Annotated in this window: 12 protein-coding genes; 2 read left to right on the forward strand and 10 right to left on the reverse strand. The window is 56.7% G+C overall.

All coding sequences use genetic code 11. The features are described 5' to 3' along the window. Positions 1-2: 2 nt before the first annotated feature. Entirely contained in the window at positions 3-731 is a 729-nt protein-coding gene (locus ACEWL3_RS02640) for a GntR family transcriptional regulator (protein WP_386177477.1), read from the forward strand. After that, the gene (locus ACEWL3_RS02645) at positions 728-1,864 is read left to right on the forward strand and encodes a mandelate racemase/muconate lactonizing enzyme family protein (protein ID WP_386177478.1); all 1,137 of its coding nucleotides are present in this window, start codon (positions 728-730) and stop codon (positions 1,862-1,864) included. The genes ACEWL3_RS02640 and ACEWL3_RS02645 overlap by 4 nt, the downstream gene beginning before the upstream one ends. A 4-nt stretch (positions 1,865-1,868) precedes the next feature. On the opposite strand, the gene ACEWL3_RS02650 is transcribed toward ACEWL3_RS02645, so the two are convergent. The 10 genes from ACEWL3_RS02650 to ACEWL3_RS02695 form a co-directional block, all read right to left on the reverse strand. Then, positions 1,869-2,816 (reverse strand): formylglycine-generating enzyme family protein, encoded by a 948-nt coding sequence (locus ACEWL3_RS02650; protein WP_386177479.1) that lies wholly within the window; start codon positions 2,814-2,816, stop codon positions 1,869-1,871. 393 nt (positions 2,817-3,209) lie between these two features. Continuing rightward, on the reverse strand, positions 3,210-3,461 hold the full coding sequence (locus ACEWL3_RS02655) for a hypothetical protein (RefSeq protein ID WP_386177480.1): 252 nt from the start codon (positions 3,459-3,461) through the stop codon (positions 3,210-3,212). Between the two features lie 65 nt (positions 3,462-3,526). Then, entirely contained in the window at positions 3,527-5,359 is a 1,833-nt protein-coding gene (locus tag ACEWL3_RS02660) for a Na/Pi cotransporter family protein (protein ID WP_386177481.1), read from the reverse strand. A gap of 13 nt (positions 5,360-5,372) precedes the next feature. Next, positions 5,373-6,947 (reverse strand): inorganic phosphate transporter, encoded by a 1,575-nt coding sequence (locus ACEWL3_RS02665; RefSeq protein ID WP_386177482.1) that lies wholly within the window; start codon positions 6,945-6,947, stop codon positions 5,373-5,375. A gap of 221 nt (positions 6,948-7,168) precedes the next feature. Then, positions 7,169-8,302 (reverse strand): trypsin-like serine peptidase, encoded by a 1,134-nt coding sequence (locus ACEWL3_RS02670; protein WP_435000488.1) that lies wholly within the window; start codon positions 8,300-8,302, stop codon positions 7,169-7,171. After that, positions 8,299-10,518 carry a S8 family serine peptidase gene (locus ACEWL3_RS02675; RefSeq protein WP_386177484.1) on the reverse strand — a complete coding sequence of 740 codons (2,220 nt, stop codon included), beginning with the start codon at positions 10,516-10,518 and terminating at the stop codon, positions 8,299-8,301. The genes ACEWL3_RS02670 and ACEWL3_RS02675 overlap by 4 nt, the downstream gene beginning before the upstream one ends. Positions 10,519-10,547: 29 nt before the next feature. Further along, complete coding sequence (locus ACEWL3_RS02680) at positions 10,548-11,792, reverse strand: hypothetical protein (RefSeq protein ID WP_386177485.1); 1,245 nt, start codon at positions 11,790-11,792, stop codon at positions 10,548-10,550. Positions 11,793-11,836: 44 nt separating this feature from the next. Then, positions 11,837-13,504, reverse strand: a complete 1,668-nt coding sequence (locus ACEWL3_RS02685) for an amidohydrolase family protein (RefSeq protein WP_386177486.1) — start codon at positions 13,502-13,504, stop codon at positions 11,837-11,839. 36 nt (positions 13,505-13,540) lie between these two features. Beyond that, a complete protein-coding gene (locus ACEWL3_RS02690; RefSeq protein ID WP_386177487.1) occupies positions 13,541-15,319 on the reverse strand; it encodes a peroxidase family protein in 1,779 nt (592 codons plus the stop codon). A 273-nt stretch (positions 15,320-15,592) separates the two neighbouring features. Next, entirely contained in the window at positions 15,593-16,774 is a 1,182-nt protein-coding gene (locus ACEWL3_RS02695; protein ID WP_386177488.1) for an acetate/propionate family kinase, read from the reverse strand. Positions 16,775-17,121: the final 347 nt, after the last annotated feature.

A 17,121-nucleotide genomic window follows, 5' to 3' on the forward strand; every position in this document is an offset into this window, starting at 1 on the left:
CTATGACAGACACGCTCCGGCAAAGCCGATCCCCGCTTTATCTTCAGATCGCCGAGATCCTGAGACAGGATCTGGATCGGGGCGTTTGGACTGCGGGCGAACTTTTGCCAACAATTTCAGCTCTTTCGGCACAATATTCGGTGGCAAAGATTACCGTGCGGCAAGCTGTGAAGATCCTTGAGGAAGAGGGCCTGCTGGAATCGCGGCGCGGCCGCGGCACAACGGTGCTGCCGCCCCCTCCATCGAGGGACAGGTTGCATCTTGGCACACGCCTCTCAACTCTGGCGGATCTCTATCGCGGTGACAAACCGGCATTGGACCTTTTGGAGGATCGGGACGCGGATGTGGCGGGCGAACTGTTGATCGGCACGGTGTCAGAGCGTGGCTATCACCTGTTGCGGCGCACCCATACGCGCGATGGCGAGACCTATTGTGTCATCTCGATCTACTTCGAAAAGGATGTCTTTGCCCGCCACGAAGCTGAGTTCCGAACCCAGCTTGCCCTGCCGGTGCTGGTTGATTCAGGCGACATTGATATTGCCCGCGCGCGCCAGTCGCTCACCATTGGCAAAAGCGATTATGACACCGCGGGCCTGCTGGGCCTTGCGGTTGGCGACCCGGTAGTCGAAGTCCGGCGCGTGATCTGCGACGCGCAGGATCGGATCATTTACCTCGCCGACGTTACCTATCGCAGCGATTATGTGCGACTGGAAATGGACCTGCTTGCATGATCGAAATCACCCGCATTCAGGCATGGGCCTTTCGCAGCCCGACGAAAAAGCCTGTCGCCACATCATTTGGCGTCATGCATGACCGCCCGGCTGTGTTGGTCCGCATCGAGGATCGGGACGGCGCTTTTGGCTGGGGTGAGGTCTGGGCCAACTGGCCCGCCGCAGGGGCCGAGCATCGGGTGCGCCTGCTGGAAATGGATGTCGCACATCTGGTCTTGGGCGTTTCCTTCGCCTCACCAACCGACTTCTTTCAAAAGCTCGACGCGCAGACCCGAATCCGCGCCGTGCAATGCGGCGAGGTTGGACCTTTTGCGCAAGTCATCGCCGGGCTGGACATCGCGCTTTGGGACCTGGCCGCGCGGCGCGAAGGGCTGCCGCTGCGCCGTCTGATCGGCAAGGATGCGGCTGACAGTGTGCCGGCCTATGCCAGCGGCATCCAGATTTCAGCAGCGCAGGATCTGATGCCGCGGGCACGGGTTGAGGGGCACCAGCGTTTCAAATTAAAGGTCGGCTTTGATATGGACGCCGACATCGCCGCAGTGCACCGGATACAGGTGGATCTGGCGCAGAATGAACTGATCGCCTGCGACGCCAATCAAGCTTGGTCCCTGCAACAAGCCAAGGACTTCCTGTCAGGCATTGCGGGCGTACCGCTGCATTGGCTTGAGGAACCGCTGCCGGTATACAGCGATGCCGCCGACTGGCGGAGTCTTGCGGATCACGCAACCGTACCGCTGGCAGGCGGAGAGAACATCATCGGGCGAGCCGGCTTTGACGGGGCGATCAAGGCAGGCGTTCTGTCCGTGATCCAGCCGGACGTCGCGAAATGGGGCGGCGTCACAGGTAATCTTGCGGTGGCCCGCAATGCGCTTGCCAACTCTCGCCGCTATTTCCCGCACTTCCTTGGCGCAGGCATCGGCATGGCGGCATCGGCAGAACTGCTCGCGGGTGCTGGCGGCGACGGCCTGTTGGAGGTCGACGTCAATGAAAATCCGCTCCGTTCGATGTTTTTTGAGGGTGGTGAGCCTGTGTCGGGCGGCATGTGGCGGTGTTCTGACGGACCTGGGCTTGGCATTCGTGGGATCCCCGAGGGGTTGGCGCAGTTCGAGACTCTTTGTGCCGAGATGCGCTAGGCGCTCAGACCGACCAGACCACGCGGAAGCCGTGATGGGTTGTCGAACTGTCCGGTGACGAGCCGGAGCGGGCGGCGATGCGGTATCGATAGCAATAGCTGCGGTGACAAAGAAACGATCCGCCCTTTGACAGTTTATACCGCTTCATCCCAGCCAGCCGCGCCTTGACCGAGCGTTTCAGCGACTTGACGCGGTAAGGATCAGCGGTCCACTCCCATACATTGCCTGCCAGATTGTAGAGGCCCCAGGGGTTCGGCTCAAACGACCGGGCAGGTGCCGTCGTGACATACCCATCAGTCGCGTTGTTCACTTTTGGAAAATCACCCTGCCAGATGTTACAGGGGGTGAACGTGGCGTCATTCGGCTCGTCATCGCCCCAGGGAAACCTGACGTCACCCTGACCGGCACGGGCGGCGTGTTCCCATTCGACTTCGGTCGGAAGCCGTCCACCGACCCAGGCCGCATAGGCGCGGGCGTCATGCCACGAGATGTGGACAGCAGGATGATCCGGCAGACAATTGTCTTCGGTTTCGGGACCGTTTGGGGCGAACCAGCAGGCACCATCGACCCTTCGCCACCATTCAACCTCGCTGACCGCCTGGGTGGGGCCGACGCTTTGTGGGACCTGGCTCCAGAACACGAAAGACCAGCCAAAGCGCTCCGCCTCGGTCACATAGCCGGTATCCTCGACGAAAGCGCGGTACTCGGTATTGGTGACGGTGGTGACGGCCATGCGAAAGGATTTGACCGCGACCTTGCGCAGCGGCCCTTCTCCGTCGTCCGGGATCTGCGGCGCGTCGGTGCCGACGAAGGCAGACCCGGCGGGGACAACTACGGTCTCTGTACCGCTGTGACTTCCGCCATCCTTGAAGTCCAATTGTGGATGCTTGAGCGATCCGCCCCTCGCGGGTGTGCAGCAGGTCTTTTTCGTTTCTTGTTTGATAGTTTGCATCAACACCCCACGGCAGTCTTCTGAAATGAACCATTGGCTATCCGCTCCCACATCTGGTGAAAAGGGGGGCAGTCGTATGGGCAGTGGACAAGAAAGAAACGCTGCACCGAAATTGTATCGGACTAATTTTGACTAGACTACCTGAAAACACCGAACATGCGTCCGGGTCCAAGTAACAGCTTCGAATATCCCGAGACAAACTGGTGGCAGAACCAGCGGACTGCCTGCAAAGGCATCAGATACGAAGTGCAATAACTTAAAAAGCTTGGCGCGATCTCGGCCCCGCTAATATACCTGTAGCAGTATCAATCCATGATCACGCTCCGGCCTCTGTGGTTTCGAAGGAGGACATAATCCTCGCCCAAGGGAATGACCGGCTTCGTCGTCAGATACCTAAACAACGATCTTTTCTAACAGCCACTCCGCACGCTCAATTTGTTCACTTACGATCGCGAGCTTGCTTTCAAGACGGGTCTTTTTCGATGGCTTTTCCGCACTATCTAGCTCCTCTTGCAGCAGCTTTTGCTTTGCACGAAGCTTTGAAATCACTTTCTCTACATGGTTGGGTTGAATCTTGGCCGCTTTGCCCTGTTCAAGACGGTTGAAGTATCTGTCCAGTTTCTCGCCGATTTTCTCGAGTCTCATTTTTTTCTCCCGTTGTCAGACCAACATATCGCCACCTTGAAGCAGCGATGTTACACCTGTGTGCATCACAATCTCCGCTGCTTTACAGTCACAAATGGTGCGGCAGCCACCAGATCGTTCAATTCATCGTCCTCTACTTCCAAGATGCGTTCGACCTCTGCCATCGCGTCTTCGGTTTCGATGTAATAGGCCCGCGCCGCGCCGAGAAGATCGCGCATGGCGCTGTAGGCGTAATTTGAATCGTTCAGAAATGAAGTTGCCATTTTTGCGTCGATCTTTCGGGCGCGGATCAGCCTGTCGATCTTGCTGTTGGTTTCCTGTTCGTCCTGTTCGACCTGAATGCGTTCCTGATCCAGCCAAAGGCTTGATCGGTGTTCTGGATCCGCCAGCTCAAGCTTGCGGATTTCCACAAGGATGCGGGCGATCTCTGTACGCAAGTCATTGTAGAGGTCCGTGATCACACCCTGCTTGCGCACCGTGTAATGGGTGGCGTTGCGCCGCAGGTGTTTGATCGCTTTCACGGCCCTGACGATACGCCCGGCAACATCTCGCATGGTGTAAATGTCTTGCATTACATCCTCGGGCATGTCCTTGGCCCCGACCCGTGTCGCAAATTCGATGATCGCGGAATAAAGTGTCTTGACCCGTTTTTCATAGCGTTCACCGATATCGAATTCAAAGGATGCACGGCTGGCTGCGACAGTTGCAGCGATATCCTTGGTTTCGAACAATGCGCTCCGGTGAAGGTTTAGACCATGGGTGATCAATTCGACCGCATTGTCGTAAAGATGCTGAACTTCCCGGCGCATCGCTGTCCGGAAAGTTTGCGGAAACTCGTCTACCGCTTCGCTAAGATATTTCGGCTGGCTCAGGTCTTCCTTTGGTTGTGCGATGGCGAATTCAAGGAATGCGATCAACTGATGAATGAGTGGGAGCATCAGAACGACGCCCAGCACATTAAAGATTGAGTGGAACACGGCCAGTTTCAGCGCGTAATCGGTGTCTGGAATACCGACGCCGGCACTTATGTAATCTACCGCCAAACGAATTTGGCTGATGAAAATCAGCGCCACGCCTGCAGTGACAAGGTTGAAGATAAGATGTGCCAGCGCCAGCCGTTTACCCTGAAAATTCGCGGTAAAAGCGCCGATGATCGCGGTGACGGTGGTGCCGATGTTGGCACCGATTGCCAGCGCAATTGCGTTTTCATAGCTGATCTGCCCGGCGGCCAGTGCCGTGATAATCAGCACCATCGTGGCATGGCTTGACTGCATGACAACGGTCGCCGTGGCCCCCACAAGCGTATATACGACAAGCCCAAGCAGCCCGGTCAACGCAAAACGGGTCAGATCGAACTGGTCTTTGAAGGCCTCAAAGCCCTCCTTCATGTGGTGAATGCCCAGGAACAAAAAACCAAGCCCCGCCAGAACATAGCCGGCACCGCGCAGGTATTTCGACTTTTGAAACACCAAAACGATCGCAATCGCCAGCATAGGCAAGGCATAGGCCGAAATGTTGACCTTCATCCCGAAACCGGCAACCAGCCAGGCTCCGGTCGTTGTTCCGATATTGGCACCGAATATGATGCCGACCCCTGCCAAAAGTGAGATCAGACCCGCACTGAGGAACGAGATCGTGATCACTGAGACCAGAGAGCTTGATTGCATGATCGTTGTGGACACAACGCCAAAGCCTACAGATTTTGCGATCGATCCGGTTGCTTTCTCCAGCGCGCGTTCGAGAAATCCGCCACTGAAAAGCTTGAACCCGTCTTCAAGCATCAACATGCCGAAAAGAAAGATGGCCACGCCTGCGGCAATCTCCTGAAAGTTGGAGCTGGCCCAAAACCCCAGGGTAAGCACCAATAGGATGACAGGCAAAAGCAGTCTCTTAAACATCACCTGTGACCCCCTATGGCAACATCATCCCGCGTAAAACGAAATAGAACATGGCGGCCAGAAATGCCGACACCGGAACAGTGATGATCCATGCTGACACGATCTTGAAAAGCGACGACCGCTTGACCAGCTGCCGTTTCAACGCCTTTTGCAATTCCTTTCTCTGAGCGGCATCAATGACGGCCTCGGACCCCATTCTTTGAAGTTCCTTCAGAATGCGCTGTTTGTCTTCGGGTGGTGCGTTCTGAAAATCCATCAACACCTTTTCGGCCTGCTCAAAGTTTGGCTCGCCTTTGTGCTGAGCCAGCACATCTTCGACGACCCTGCCCAGCCGCAACTCAAGGAACTCGCGCAGGAAGCCAACCCCGAACACGGCCCCAAGTGCGACGTGGGTCGAACTGACCGGCAATTTGAGGTGGCTCGCAATGATCACGGTGATCGCGGCCGACAGCGCAATACAAAAGGCGCGACTGCGGTCCAGTTCGGTGATTTCCGAACCGACGGTGCGGATCAGCTTGGGCCCGAACAGCGCCAGGCCCACCGAGATGCCCATCGCGCCGATAACCATGACCCAAAGCGGGATCGCGACTTTTGACGCGCCGCCCTCACCGGCGGTGAGAGCATCGACAATGCCGGCAAGAGGACCAACAGCGTTGGCAACATCATTGGCACCATGCGCAAAGCTGAGCAGGGCCGCTGAGATGATCAGCGGGATGGTGAAAAGCTGGTTCACCCCTTCGCGGTTGTTTTCCAGATTGGGGGCCGCATTGTTAATGAGCGGGCGAACGATGACGATGGCAAGCAGACCGGCAACCAGACCGATCAAAATCGCATTGGTGAAGTCAATCTTGACGAGTTTCGCAATACCTTTCAGCGCAATGTATGTGGCAAACGCCCATGCCATGATACCGATCATAAACGGCACGACTTTGCGCGCCGATTCCACAGGCTCGGACTTGAAAAAGATCGTCCGCTTTAGAAAATACAAGAACAACGCGGCAATGATACCGCCGGTGATCGGCGAAATGACCCAGCTTGCCGCAATTTTTGCCATCGCGTCCCAGTTTACAATATCCCATCCAGCCGCTGCGATGCCTGCACCCATGACACCGCCCACGATTGAGTGCGTTGTCGATACCGGCGCGCCAAGCCATGTAGCGGCGTTAAGCCAGATCGCCGCGCCGGTCAGGGCACCCATCATGACCCAGACAAAGACTTGCGGGTCGGCAACATCGGCCGGATTGATGATGCCTTTCTTGACTGTGCTGACCACATCGCCGCCGGCAATGATTGCCCCGGCGGCTTCGAAAATCGCAGCGATGATGATCGCCCCGGTCAATGTCAGCGCAAAAGAACCAACTGCTGGCCCGACATTGTTGGCAACGTCGTTGGCCCCAATGTTGATGGCCATGTAGGCACCGATTACTGCAGCAGCAACCAGCAAATACGACTGTTCTACATGGGCAAATTTAGATCCCGCATAGACCATCACGCCAACAACAAACAATATCGCGGTGCCCAAACGCCCCACTTCTGTACGGCTTAAATCAGTCGCACTTTCGATCTTTAAATAGTCCTTGATCTTCATTGATTACCCCCCCCGGTATCTTCAATCCGCGCAAAACAACCCAGCACGCTCAATGGTCGAGCGGGCGGGTCACGCTGTTGCGCTAATCTGAACACGGTCAGAAAAGCGGACCATGAGATGGATCAATTTCAGCGTTGGTAAATCGACTGAAAGCTCAAAAAGGGAAGGAGGTTCGGTGTGTTCCCTCAAGTGCTGGCGGAGCCGCACTGGAGTTAGATCACCTAATCAGCGGGCGGTGCTGTGGGATCCACTGGCTGGCAGCAGCCTTTCCACCACGCACCAATCTGATCCGCATGGGTGCTGCGGTTTTCCGACCAGATACCGTCGGTGTCATCCATGAAACCGAAATGATGCACCCCGACAAGCACCCCATCGGCATTGAAAACCGGCGACCCCGACGACCCACCTGCGGTATCGCAGGTATGGGTAAAGTCGCTGCCTGACGCGCGCCCGTCCACGCCTGTCTGCACTGCGGCGCAGTTGATGAAGGAAACCTGTTTTGGCTGTGACCCAGGGTGCTGAATAATGAAAAGCGGGCCGACAGGCTCTGGCATGTCAGTTGTGATATCCACCGGCACATACTCGGGCCCGACGGGGCGGTTCAGCCGGATCACCGACACGTCCAGATCAAATGAGCTGCGTGTATCGTCATATTCGGCACAGCGCAGTTGCGGCCCCATGACAAGCCGGTTCTGCGGATCGAATTCATAGCCGAATACGGCGGTCATGCTCCGGCAGGTCTCGGCGCTGTTGATGCAGTGTTCGTTCGTCGCCAGCAGATCGGGTTCGATCAGAAATCCGGTGCAGGTGCGGGCAAAACCGCCGTCGATGAATGATAGGAATGCGACGGGGGCGGCCAGCGCACGAATAGCCTCAGGGACTTCCTGCGCGTTGATTGGCAGGATCTCATTTTCGCCCCAGGTAGAATAGAGCGACCCTTTGGCGCTTTGCACCGCGAGGTTTTCAATAATCAGCGCCGCCTCCTGCGGCACGCTCTGAGAAACCAGCGCCAGCCGCACCCGGCCAAGCGGCATCAGATTGGTCCAGTATCCCTCAGGCCCGATTGTGGACAGAGGAATGTCAAAGCTCTGGTCAAGTGCAGATACAAGGCGGACAAAAGCGGCGGGGTCAAACCCCTCCCCCTCGATCCGCAAGAGCAGGCGGATATAGTCCGCACCGGGTTGGCTGATCTCACCAGTCCACAGAACCGGCGGTTGGCCGGTCATGCGATCTGGCCCCACACGGATGTCGCTGCCGCGCACCTCACCGTCAACATGGGCTTCCATGACCGGCGCTTGTTGTGCTGCCAATGGTGCCGCGAGCGCAAAACAGATGAGGATCAACAGAGGTTTCATTCGTCGAACAACGGCGACGTATAATCTTTGATGTCGGCAAACCGGAATTCCACAATCTTGAACCCGTCCGCAACGCTGGTTTGTACTTTCACTGGAGCTGACGCTGTGGTCACATTGCACGAAGGATACCTTTCCAGGGTCCCATATCGGTCACCCAGATCACCGCCGATGTGTCTGAAAATGATGTGCCGATTGCGGGCCTCATTGAAGACCAGCCGCCGGACATTCCACCACTTCTGAAACTTCTGGTTCTCATGTGGCGTGCGACAGGAGAATTCGTCTGGGGCCTGCTTGACCTGTCCGACGATTCTGCGGCCATCGAAAAGCTCGAACTGGGCGTCACCAAGATGCATCGACCTGCCGATATTCAGCCGTCCGGCACTGACGTTACCGCTCAACTCCCCAAAAAAGTCAGCGGTATAGATCAGCCGATCCTTGACGATCTTGGGGGCCAACTGCGCGCCGCCCTGAGCGTCCCGATAGATAAATTCCCCGGCAGAAAAGATAAGTGAGGCGGCGGCGGCAACTTGTGGGGCTGCAATCGACGTGCCCGATTTATGCGCGAAACGGTTGTTGGAAACTGTGGACAGGACATTTTGCGCAATTGCGCCCACATCGAATTCTGGATTGGTATTGGTCGCCGCCGTATCGGTTTGCCATGGGCGCGGATCAGCGAGATCAGCGTTCAGCCCGACGACCGTGATAACATTGGGCAACCCGTTCAGGCAGGCGGGCAAGATACGGCAGCTTTCATCGTCCATCGCCTGGCCTTCATTGCCGGCCGCCGCAACAAACAACATCCGGCTACCTTGCGCTGCCAAGGCGGCTTCGACCTCATCGAAATTGCCCCAGATTTGCAGGATACCAAAGCTCATGTTGGCAACGCGGGTCCCTTCGGGAATATCCTGCTGCAACTGGTTTACCAGATTTTCGATCTGGGTTTCTGCCACAGCATTCTTGTCGAATTCCAAAAACCGCAACTGCGCCGCAGGATTGAGGCCGATCATGCCCTTGCCATTTTCCTGCGATGCGATCAGCCCACCAACCGATGCTGCGTGATCACTGTCACTCAGCGCCAGCTCATCGATCTTGGCACAGTCCACCCTGGGTATGGCCGCAGTCGTGTTGTCATTGGAGGCTTCAAGAACATCTGCTGTAAACTCTTCAACCGGGGCAACCAGTTCGGTCCCGTCTGTTGTCGATACATTTGGCCAGTCGCAATGACCTGACAATAACCGGCTGTCGATCACCACAACACCTATGGGGCGCTTATATTCATCTGGCATATCCCCAGACGCAGCAAACGGATGGTTTATCAGCTTGAACAGATCAATCTGTTGGTCAAAGTATGGCTCATCTTCGGCCGCGTACTTGGACACGGACCCAACAGGGCGCAGATTTTTCTGCATGGCATCCAGCGCTAGATCATTGGGCGACTCGGTGGTGATGATCTGGTTCCATTCCGCTGAGCGCTCCGTGACGCTCACAAATTCGCGTTCCGTCTTGCTGCCGGGTTGCGCCATGCCGAGGTCTGTCAGTGCTTTGCTGAAGCTGGACTTGCCGTCTGCTTTGAGTGCAACCGTTGTTGCCAACCGAAGCTGTGGAACCGTAACTTTGATCGTGCCCGTGGGCCGTTTAATCGTCGTGGGGTTGAAACGTTTCACGAGGTCTTCACAGCTTGCTTTCCAGGCGGAACACTCCACCCCTGCCGGTACCACATAATCCTCAGCGCGCCAGTCCGCCGGCACTTCGATGCGTGACAGGACCGTCACGCTTTCGAACAGGTAATCCGGGATCAGGATTGTCGTGCCTGCCCGGGTCGCCCATCGCCCTCGGCTGATGGTAAACCCACCAATATGAGCGGCAACGTCCGATATCGTCTTTTCCGACACGGCTTTGCGGGTTCGCGAACAGACATCTGGGTTCAGATCACACAAGAGCGCGTCCAGCGCCTCGGGAAAGAACGATCCCATGAACACGCCCTCTTCGCGAAGCAGAATCTCGACAAAGGGTGATTTTGCCGTGGTCGCCTCGCGGACTGTCAGATTGCCTGAGTTGTAGAGCACGACATAAAGCGTGCTCAGTTCAATCGCCAATTCTGCGTCTGACTGGCTGGCAGAGCGCCACTCCAGCTCTGCAACCGGCACTGCACTTTGGGCCCACACTGGCCCCGCACCCCACAGCAGCAGTGCAATAACTAGGGAAAACACTTTCATGGTCATTCCTCCTTACTGAGCTTCGCAGGTCATGGGCCCGTGTGGGTGACGGTGATGGCGAACCGTCCCGTGTCATACCCGTGGACAGCCACAAACGCAGTGCTCTGCCCCGCGGGCACGTCAACAGCACAGGTTTCATCTGCGCCATCGGAATATGGGCGACAGTCAAAGTTTGAGATCAGCGCTGGACCGCCAAATTTGACATAAAGATCAGGATCACCTGACGCGGGACCATCCCCTGTCATCACGGCGCTGAAAGGGGTTCCCGGCGCGACAGGAAACTGGCCAATCAGGATGAAATCATCCTGTGCCACATCCATGGGCCCAAAGCTTTCTGTAACGGCCGCGCCGCCGCTGCCATGCAGAGGCGTACAGACCGAGGTGTCGATGACAAACCCTGCCGCCGCACCGTAGATACAGGCGACGCCGTTCTTATCCGTCTCGGTCAGGCGCAAAGTCCAGTCGCCCAACCCGTTGCACTGCGGATAATGCATCACTGAAAAGGCGTCATAGTCAGTCACGGGTCGCCAATCGGTATCTTCAAAACAGGCCCCGGCGTCAGGGCGAACATGTTCGTGTCGTGCACCGATGACGTGCCCCAGTTCATGCCGCAGTATCCCCCGCAGCGTCAGGTTGCCATTCGGATCCAACCCAAAGGACGAAGGGTCAATCACAACGCTGCGGTCATCGCGTGGGTCGTTCGGGAAAAACGCCGCGGCTAAAAACTGACCGCCAGCATTGACCGGACGCACGTCAAATAGCACCCTGTCATTGGATGTATCACAGATTGAATCCTCGCTGGGATGATAGATAAAATCCAAATCTGCCACGGCCTCCCACGCTGCCGTTGCACCTTGCATGTCTGCCACCACCGCAGCATGACGCCCGCCAAAGGCGGTACTGACGCAATAGCTCAGCTGACGTTGCTGAGTGGCACCCCAAAGCTGGTCAAGGCCGCCGTTGGTGATGATCGTAAATTCGGGGACATTGCCGCTGGTGACTGGCGGTGTGTTTGCGATGTTCTGTTCATAAAACTCGCGCAACAGCTTCTCGTTGCGTATCGGCGTGTCGCCATTGACGTAGTACTTTCCAGTCTCGGGCACGAAAGGCGTCTGGTCGCGAAATTCTTCGAAGGTCAGTTGTTTCGCTTGCGTCCTGGCCGCTTCTGCCGCGGATTTCAGTGCCTCTTGGGCCTCTTCCGGTGTGGCCTGCTGTGCCGAGGCAAGATGCGGCGTTAGTGCCAGTAAGGCTGCAATGAGTATCCTTGTTGTCATCTGAAATCCCCTTAATGATTGTGGCGATCAAACTCTGGAAACGATCACCCGCCGTTGAAAATGTCCTCAAAAACCGGATGCCCGGCAAAAAATTGTGAAAGCCGGGACTGTTGCGCGCCATCAGCCTCCAACCCCAGATATCGCGCGGCATTGCCTCCCATGACGCTTTCTCGGGTGACATCATCCAGTGCCAGCTCATCCAGTGCCTGTCGCACACCTGCAAGATACTGCGGATGGCTTGGCACCCGCCCGATCATTGACCAGTCCGACCCATACATCATCCGGTCCAGCATTTTGGGCGTCCGCCCAAGCAATGTTGCGACCCGTTGCATCACACGGTCCCTTGATGGAGACTCTGGATCAGCGGCGTCGGTCCAATAGCTTAGATCGAAAAAGAGGTTCGGATAGGTCTCCAGCATGCCTGCAAGGGTTTCTTCCCAGTCCACCCCGGTCGCCAATGCCCCGGCTGGTGCGCTCTCATCAAAGCCGCCAAAATGCGCGAGGTTAAGGCGCAGGTTTTTCAGTCCAGGCTGGTCCAGCACGCCGCGCCAACCATCGGGCGAAGCAAACGCACCAGTATCCAGACCGGCGGCAATTGAATTGTTGGCATGCGCCTTGATCGGCACGTCATTCGCCACACACCATTCATAAAGTTTGAACAACTCCACATCCAGTGCTGCGCCGCCTGCCTTGGGCTTGCGTGGTGCCCATGTGATGTCGATCCGGTCATTTCCGGCCGGAACGAACCCCATCGGCGGATAGAGTTTCACACCGGCGAACCCGAATTCGAGAACCGCCCGCTTGACGTGGCGCAATGTGTCGGCATTCGGATCATCCTCAGTTTCAAGCGCGGCCTTGAGCGGACAGAACGGTGCAAAGTTCAAGATCACAGCATCCGGATAACCCTTGGCAATCGCAGAAAACAGCATGATCAGATCCTCTGTCGGAGTGACCGTTTCTTCGGTCAAAAACCAGGCGCTGAAGTCCACCAGCGAAGGCGAGAATATGCGGATGCCCGATGACCCGCCGTAAAGCCGCCCCAACTCTGCGAGTATATCTACGCGCGGTCGCGTCAATAGGCCGGCCCAACGGATCGTTTGCATGAAGGGTGAATAATGGACATAGCTGCGCGTTTCGCCTTGTGACAACGCGCCGGTATTTCCTTGCCTGAAGATCTCGGCGGCCAGGGTGCGCCCTTGATTTTCTGGTGTTTGAAGCGAGTTTCGCAAATTTGGCTGCCCCACCTCTGCGGCAATGCGGTCCAGCACTTGTTCCTCTTCGGTTCGTGTAGTGCGCAACCCGGCGGTCTGCTGACCCAGATTGCGGCTGAACGCGGCCAGCCCCGCGGCCACGTTGCGTTCGTCGCGCTTCAGGACTTCTGGTTCTGGCGCAGAGACGAAACCTTGCGTAGCCAACGTCTCAAGTTCCGGTCCAGCGCGCGGTGTTCCTGACAACATGATGGCTTTGAGCAGTTTCAGGAAAGCGCCGGTGACGGGCGCGCTTTCGACCGGCTGGTGCGGGTCGCGTAATACGGTCTGCTGTAAAAAGCCCACCAGCGGCACATCCCGGCCATTAAAAATATGCGCGTGAATGTCGATCGCGGTACGGGAAACCTCGGGCTGGAAAAAGCTCTTGATCCGCCCGCAGCCCGGCATAAGCGACAGCCCAACAAAGCCAAGGCCGCGTTGCAAGAGCCGTCTGCGGGTGATCATTATCGTCTCCCTCTCATCCGAGTGCCTGCGGTTCCGCTACTCCATTACCAGTGCAAATTTCATCCATTTGGCAATGCTGTCGATGGGGGTGCCATCGGGTGCCTTCAATGGGCTGTCCTGCGGCGTGAAATCAAGCGACAGCGCAGAATCCGGGTCCGCGAGCAGGGTTGCAATGAACGTGCTTGCTACGATCCAGCTGCCCAGCTCGCCCAGATGATCGCCGCCTGTCGCTTCGGCTTCGGCCAGGCAGTAGAACCACAATGGTGTTCGCTCGAACATGCGCGACTGCGACCCTTCCAGAAACGCCTTTAGGTTGGGTTTTCCGTCCAGGAGGTCGGCGACATTTGCGACAGGATCGCTGGTCACCGCGCCAACGGATTTCAGATGCGCATGCAGCGCTTGGCCGGTTGGCAACCGCAAGCTTAACCCGCGCCGAAGGTTGCGCCGCGCAAGGTGCCGGAACAACGCTTTGATGTTGGGGTCGGCTTCGTCCTTTGCCTCGTTGTGCAAATCGCCCAATGGTGGTGCCAGCAGCGTATCAATTTTGCGGGCCGTTTTGGCAGGATGTCCATCGGCACTGTTGCCGTCGGCCTCTACGAATCTGGTCCAGTCGATGATCCAGTTTTCAGGTACCCGGGCACCGCCTCTGAATCCACCGCCACCGGTGAAGGTAAATATCTGGTCGAACGGAGCGGAGGGCAGGAACGCTCCGCCGGTCGAGCGACCAAAGTTTTTGTTATAATCGTAGGCATCGCGTACCATGGTGTGCCCGAACCTGAACGCCGCCACGGAAAATTCCAGCGCCATCGCGTTGCCCAACGTCTTGGCACCGACCCTATCGGCATGGGCGGCACGGAATTCAAAGAAGTGCCGCGCTTTGGCCGCCAGAACGGCGTCGACCACCGCAGGGTCACAAATTTTCTTGAGATATCCGTCGACGATCAGCCATTGATAATGCAGCCGAGTAAGCGCCTGCGCTGCATGAAAGTCAGGTATCCAGCCGGTGTCATTGGCCTCAAGAAAGTCCACCGCGCGATTGTGAAAACGCAGAAAGCTCAGATGGAACTGTGCGATGATGAGGTTCTCGTCGTTGCGCATGTCCCCGATGATGGCCCGCTGCGGCAGACCAGCTTCGAAGGCGGCAAAATCCGCCGGGGACAGTCTGTCGCGCAAGATGTTCAGATAGGCGTCGCGCACTTCTGGCTGCACCTGCTGAAACCGGGGCAGATCACGGTGCGGGTCCAGCTCATCTGGCAAAGGTCCTATCGCCTCTGCCGTGCCGACACGCATCTTCGCAGGATGCGCCGGATGCCGCATGCCGGAGATGACCTTGACGACATCCGGCGTGATATCGACGCCCACCGGCAAACCGCCATAGACACTGTCCAGATCAAAGCGTGGTGTCCGTGCATTCTTGAGTTTGGTCTCAATTTCTGCGGCTGACATCAACGGAACTGCCGTATCGATCTTGGAAATATCCGTCTCGCGGTCCGTACGCGCTGTCAATTCGTGGTCCAGAAACTGACCCCAATAGGTCAAGATCGGGGGGAGGGTCGAATCTGGTGTAACATGCAAATTGCCAGGATCTTCGTCGGGCACCATCAGGTTGCCCAGCTCATCCAGTTCACCCAGAACATCGTCAGAAAGATAATCGCCGGGATTGCCGGATGGTGGAAACAGATACCCGAAATCAGCCGCTTCATCGACGGCGACATCGCCTGTTGCGGGAACCAGTGCAGATGGCGCAGCCGCGGCTCTGGTCTTGGGTTTTGAAACGCGGTTAGAACCGCCATGCGATTGGAAAAATATGGACATGAAATACTCCATCTATGTAATAAAATACTTATAATGTTAACGTAACGGCAGCTTTCTAGCTATGGTGGTATTCCATGCCTGCCCAAAACGTCTGTATTTATTAGATTATTTTGTCTCTCAGTTCTCGCTTCGCGCGAAAAGACCGCCTCATCGAGCGCGAAGTTCATGATTCGTTTGGTTAAAAGATCGATATTCTTGCGGCCACCAATCCTGCTGGTGTGACCTGCGTATGGCTGATTACAATGACATCGTCGGACCTTATTTCAATGCCGATCAGGACAGGAAATTGCGACAGGCTTTCGCCACCACCAACTCTTCGTTTGTGGGTATCACGAGGACTTTTACCTTGGATGCCGCTGTGCTGATCACGACCTCGTTGCGGGTGTTGGCGGCGTCGTCCAGCGTGACGCCAAGCCAGCCAAGCTGATCACAGATCTGCCTGCGGACAAGGGCCGAATTTTCACCGATGCCCGCAGTAAACACCACGGCGTCCAGACCGCCAATGGAAGGCACAAGTCCCGCCAGACCGCTTGCGGCCCGATAGCAGTAAAGTTCGATAGCATCCTTTGCATGTGGATCGTCGCTGTTTTGCAGCACCTGCATGTCGTTGGTCAGCCCTGAGACACCCAAAAGCCCGGATTTCTTATAGAGCAGTTTCTCAATCTCTGCGGCTTGCATACCTTTGGATTGCATCAGGTATAACACCACGCCGGGATCAAGCGTGCCGCAGCGGCGGCCCATCATCAACCCATCCAGAGCTGTGAAGCCCATGGTGGTTGCCTGGCTCTTGCGATCCTTCATCGCACACATGCTGGCCCCGTTGCCAAGATGGGCGATAATGATCCGCGCATCCGCCTGTTTGCCAAGATGCTCTGGCAGGACACTGGCAATATGATCGTAAGACAGACCATGAAACCCATAACGGATGATGCCCTCGTCGGTGAGGGAGCGGGGCAGGGCAAAGCGCTTTGCCGGCCGCATCTGGTCACGGTGAAAGCTTGTATCAAAACACGCAATCTGAGGCAGGTCGGGTTTCCAGTTCGCAACCGCGCGGATGGACGCGATATTGTGCGGCTGGTGCAGCGGGGCGAGCGGCGCAAGGGTCTCCAGCTTCTGCAACACCTTGTCGGAAATGCGTTCTGGTGCAGTGAAGTCCCGACCGCCGTGCACAACGCGGTGTCCTACTGCGGCAAGCGCCCCCTGACCATGGTGCGTTTCAAGCCATGGCAACAGACGTGCGATCACCTGATCATGGTCGGCCGACACCTCGAGCGTTTCGAGCATTCCTTTGTCGAGGGGCGCGCCGTTCTTGTCCCGCGCAGAAAATATGGGGGCATTACCGATCCCCGCGATCTTGCCGAAAATCACGGGTTCAGTTGAGCCAGTATCGCCCTCGAATACTGCAAATTTTACGCTCGATGATCCAGCGTTGAGCGTCAGTAGAACCCTGCTCATGCAGTGCAGCCAGCAAAAGGGTGCTGGACAGACACCCGCGCTGTCACCGCTGAGGCCAGACACATCGCCCTACCAAAACAGACAGTGGCAAAACTATTGGGAGACTGTCCACAGGTCTGCGGGGACATCTGGAACAAAGAAGTCGCGTTACAAGGTAAGATGCCGCCCGCCATCATGCAAACCGTTCTACAGCAAAGTAAATTCATGTCCATCTTATATGGACCAGACACTTGATTATTGACCTTTGTCAATCAATCGCAGGTCTCATGTGGCACTCCTGAGTTTAAGCAGATCTTGTCGGTCCGACCCTGTGACTTTGGGCCGAACAGTTCAAAGACCGAATTGGA

Origin of the sequence: Sulfitobacter sediminivivens, assembly GCF_042611115.2 — a bacterium.
GTDB classification, from domain to species: domain Bacteria; phylum Pseudomonadota; class Alphaproteobacteria; order Rhodobacterales; family Rhodobacteraceae; genus Sulfitobacter; species Sulfitobacter sediminivivens.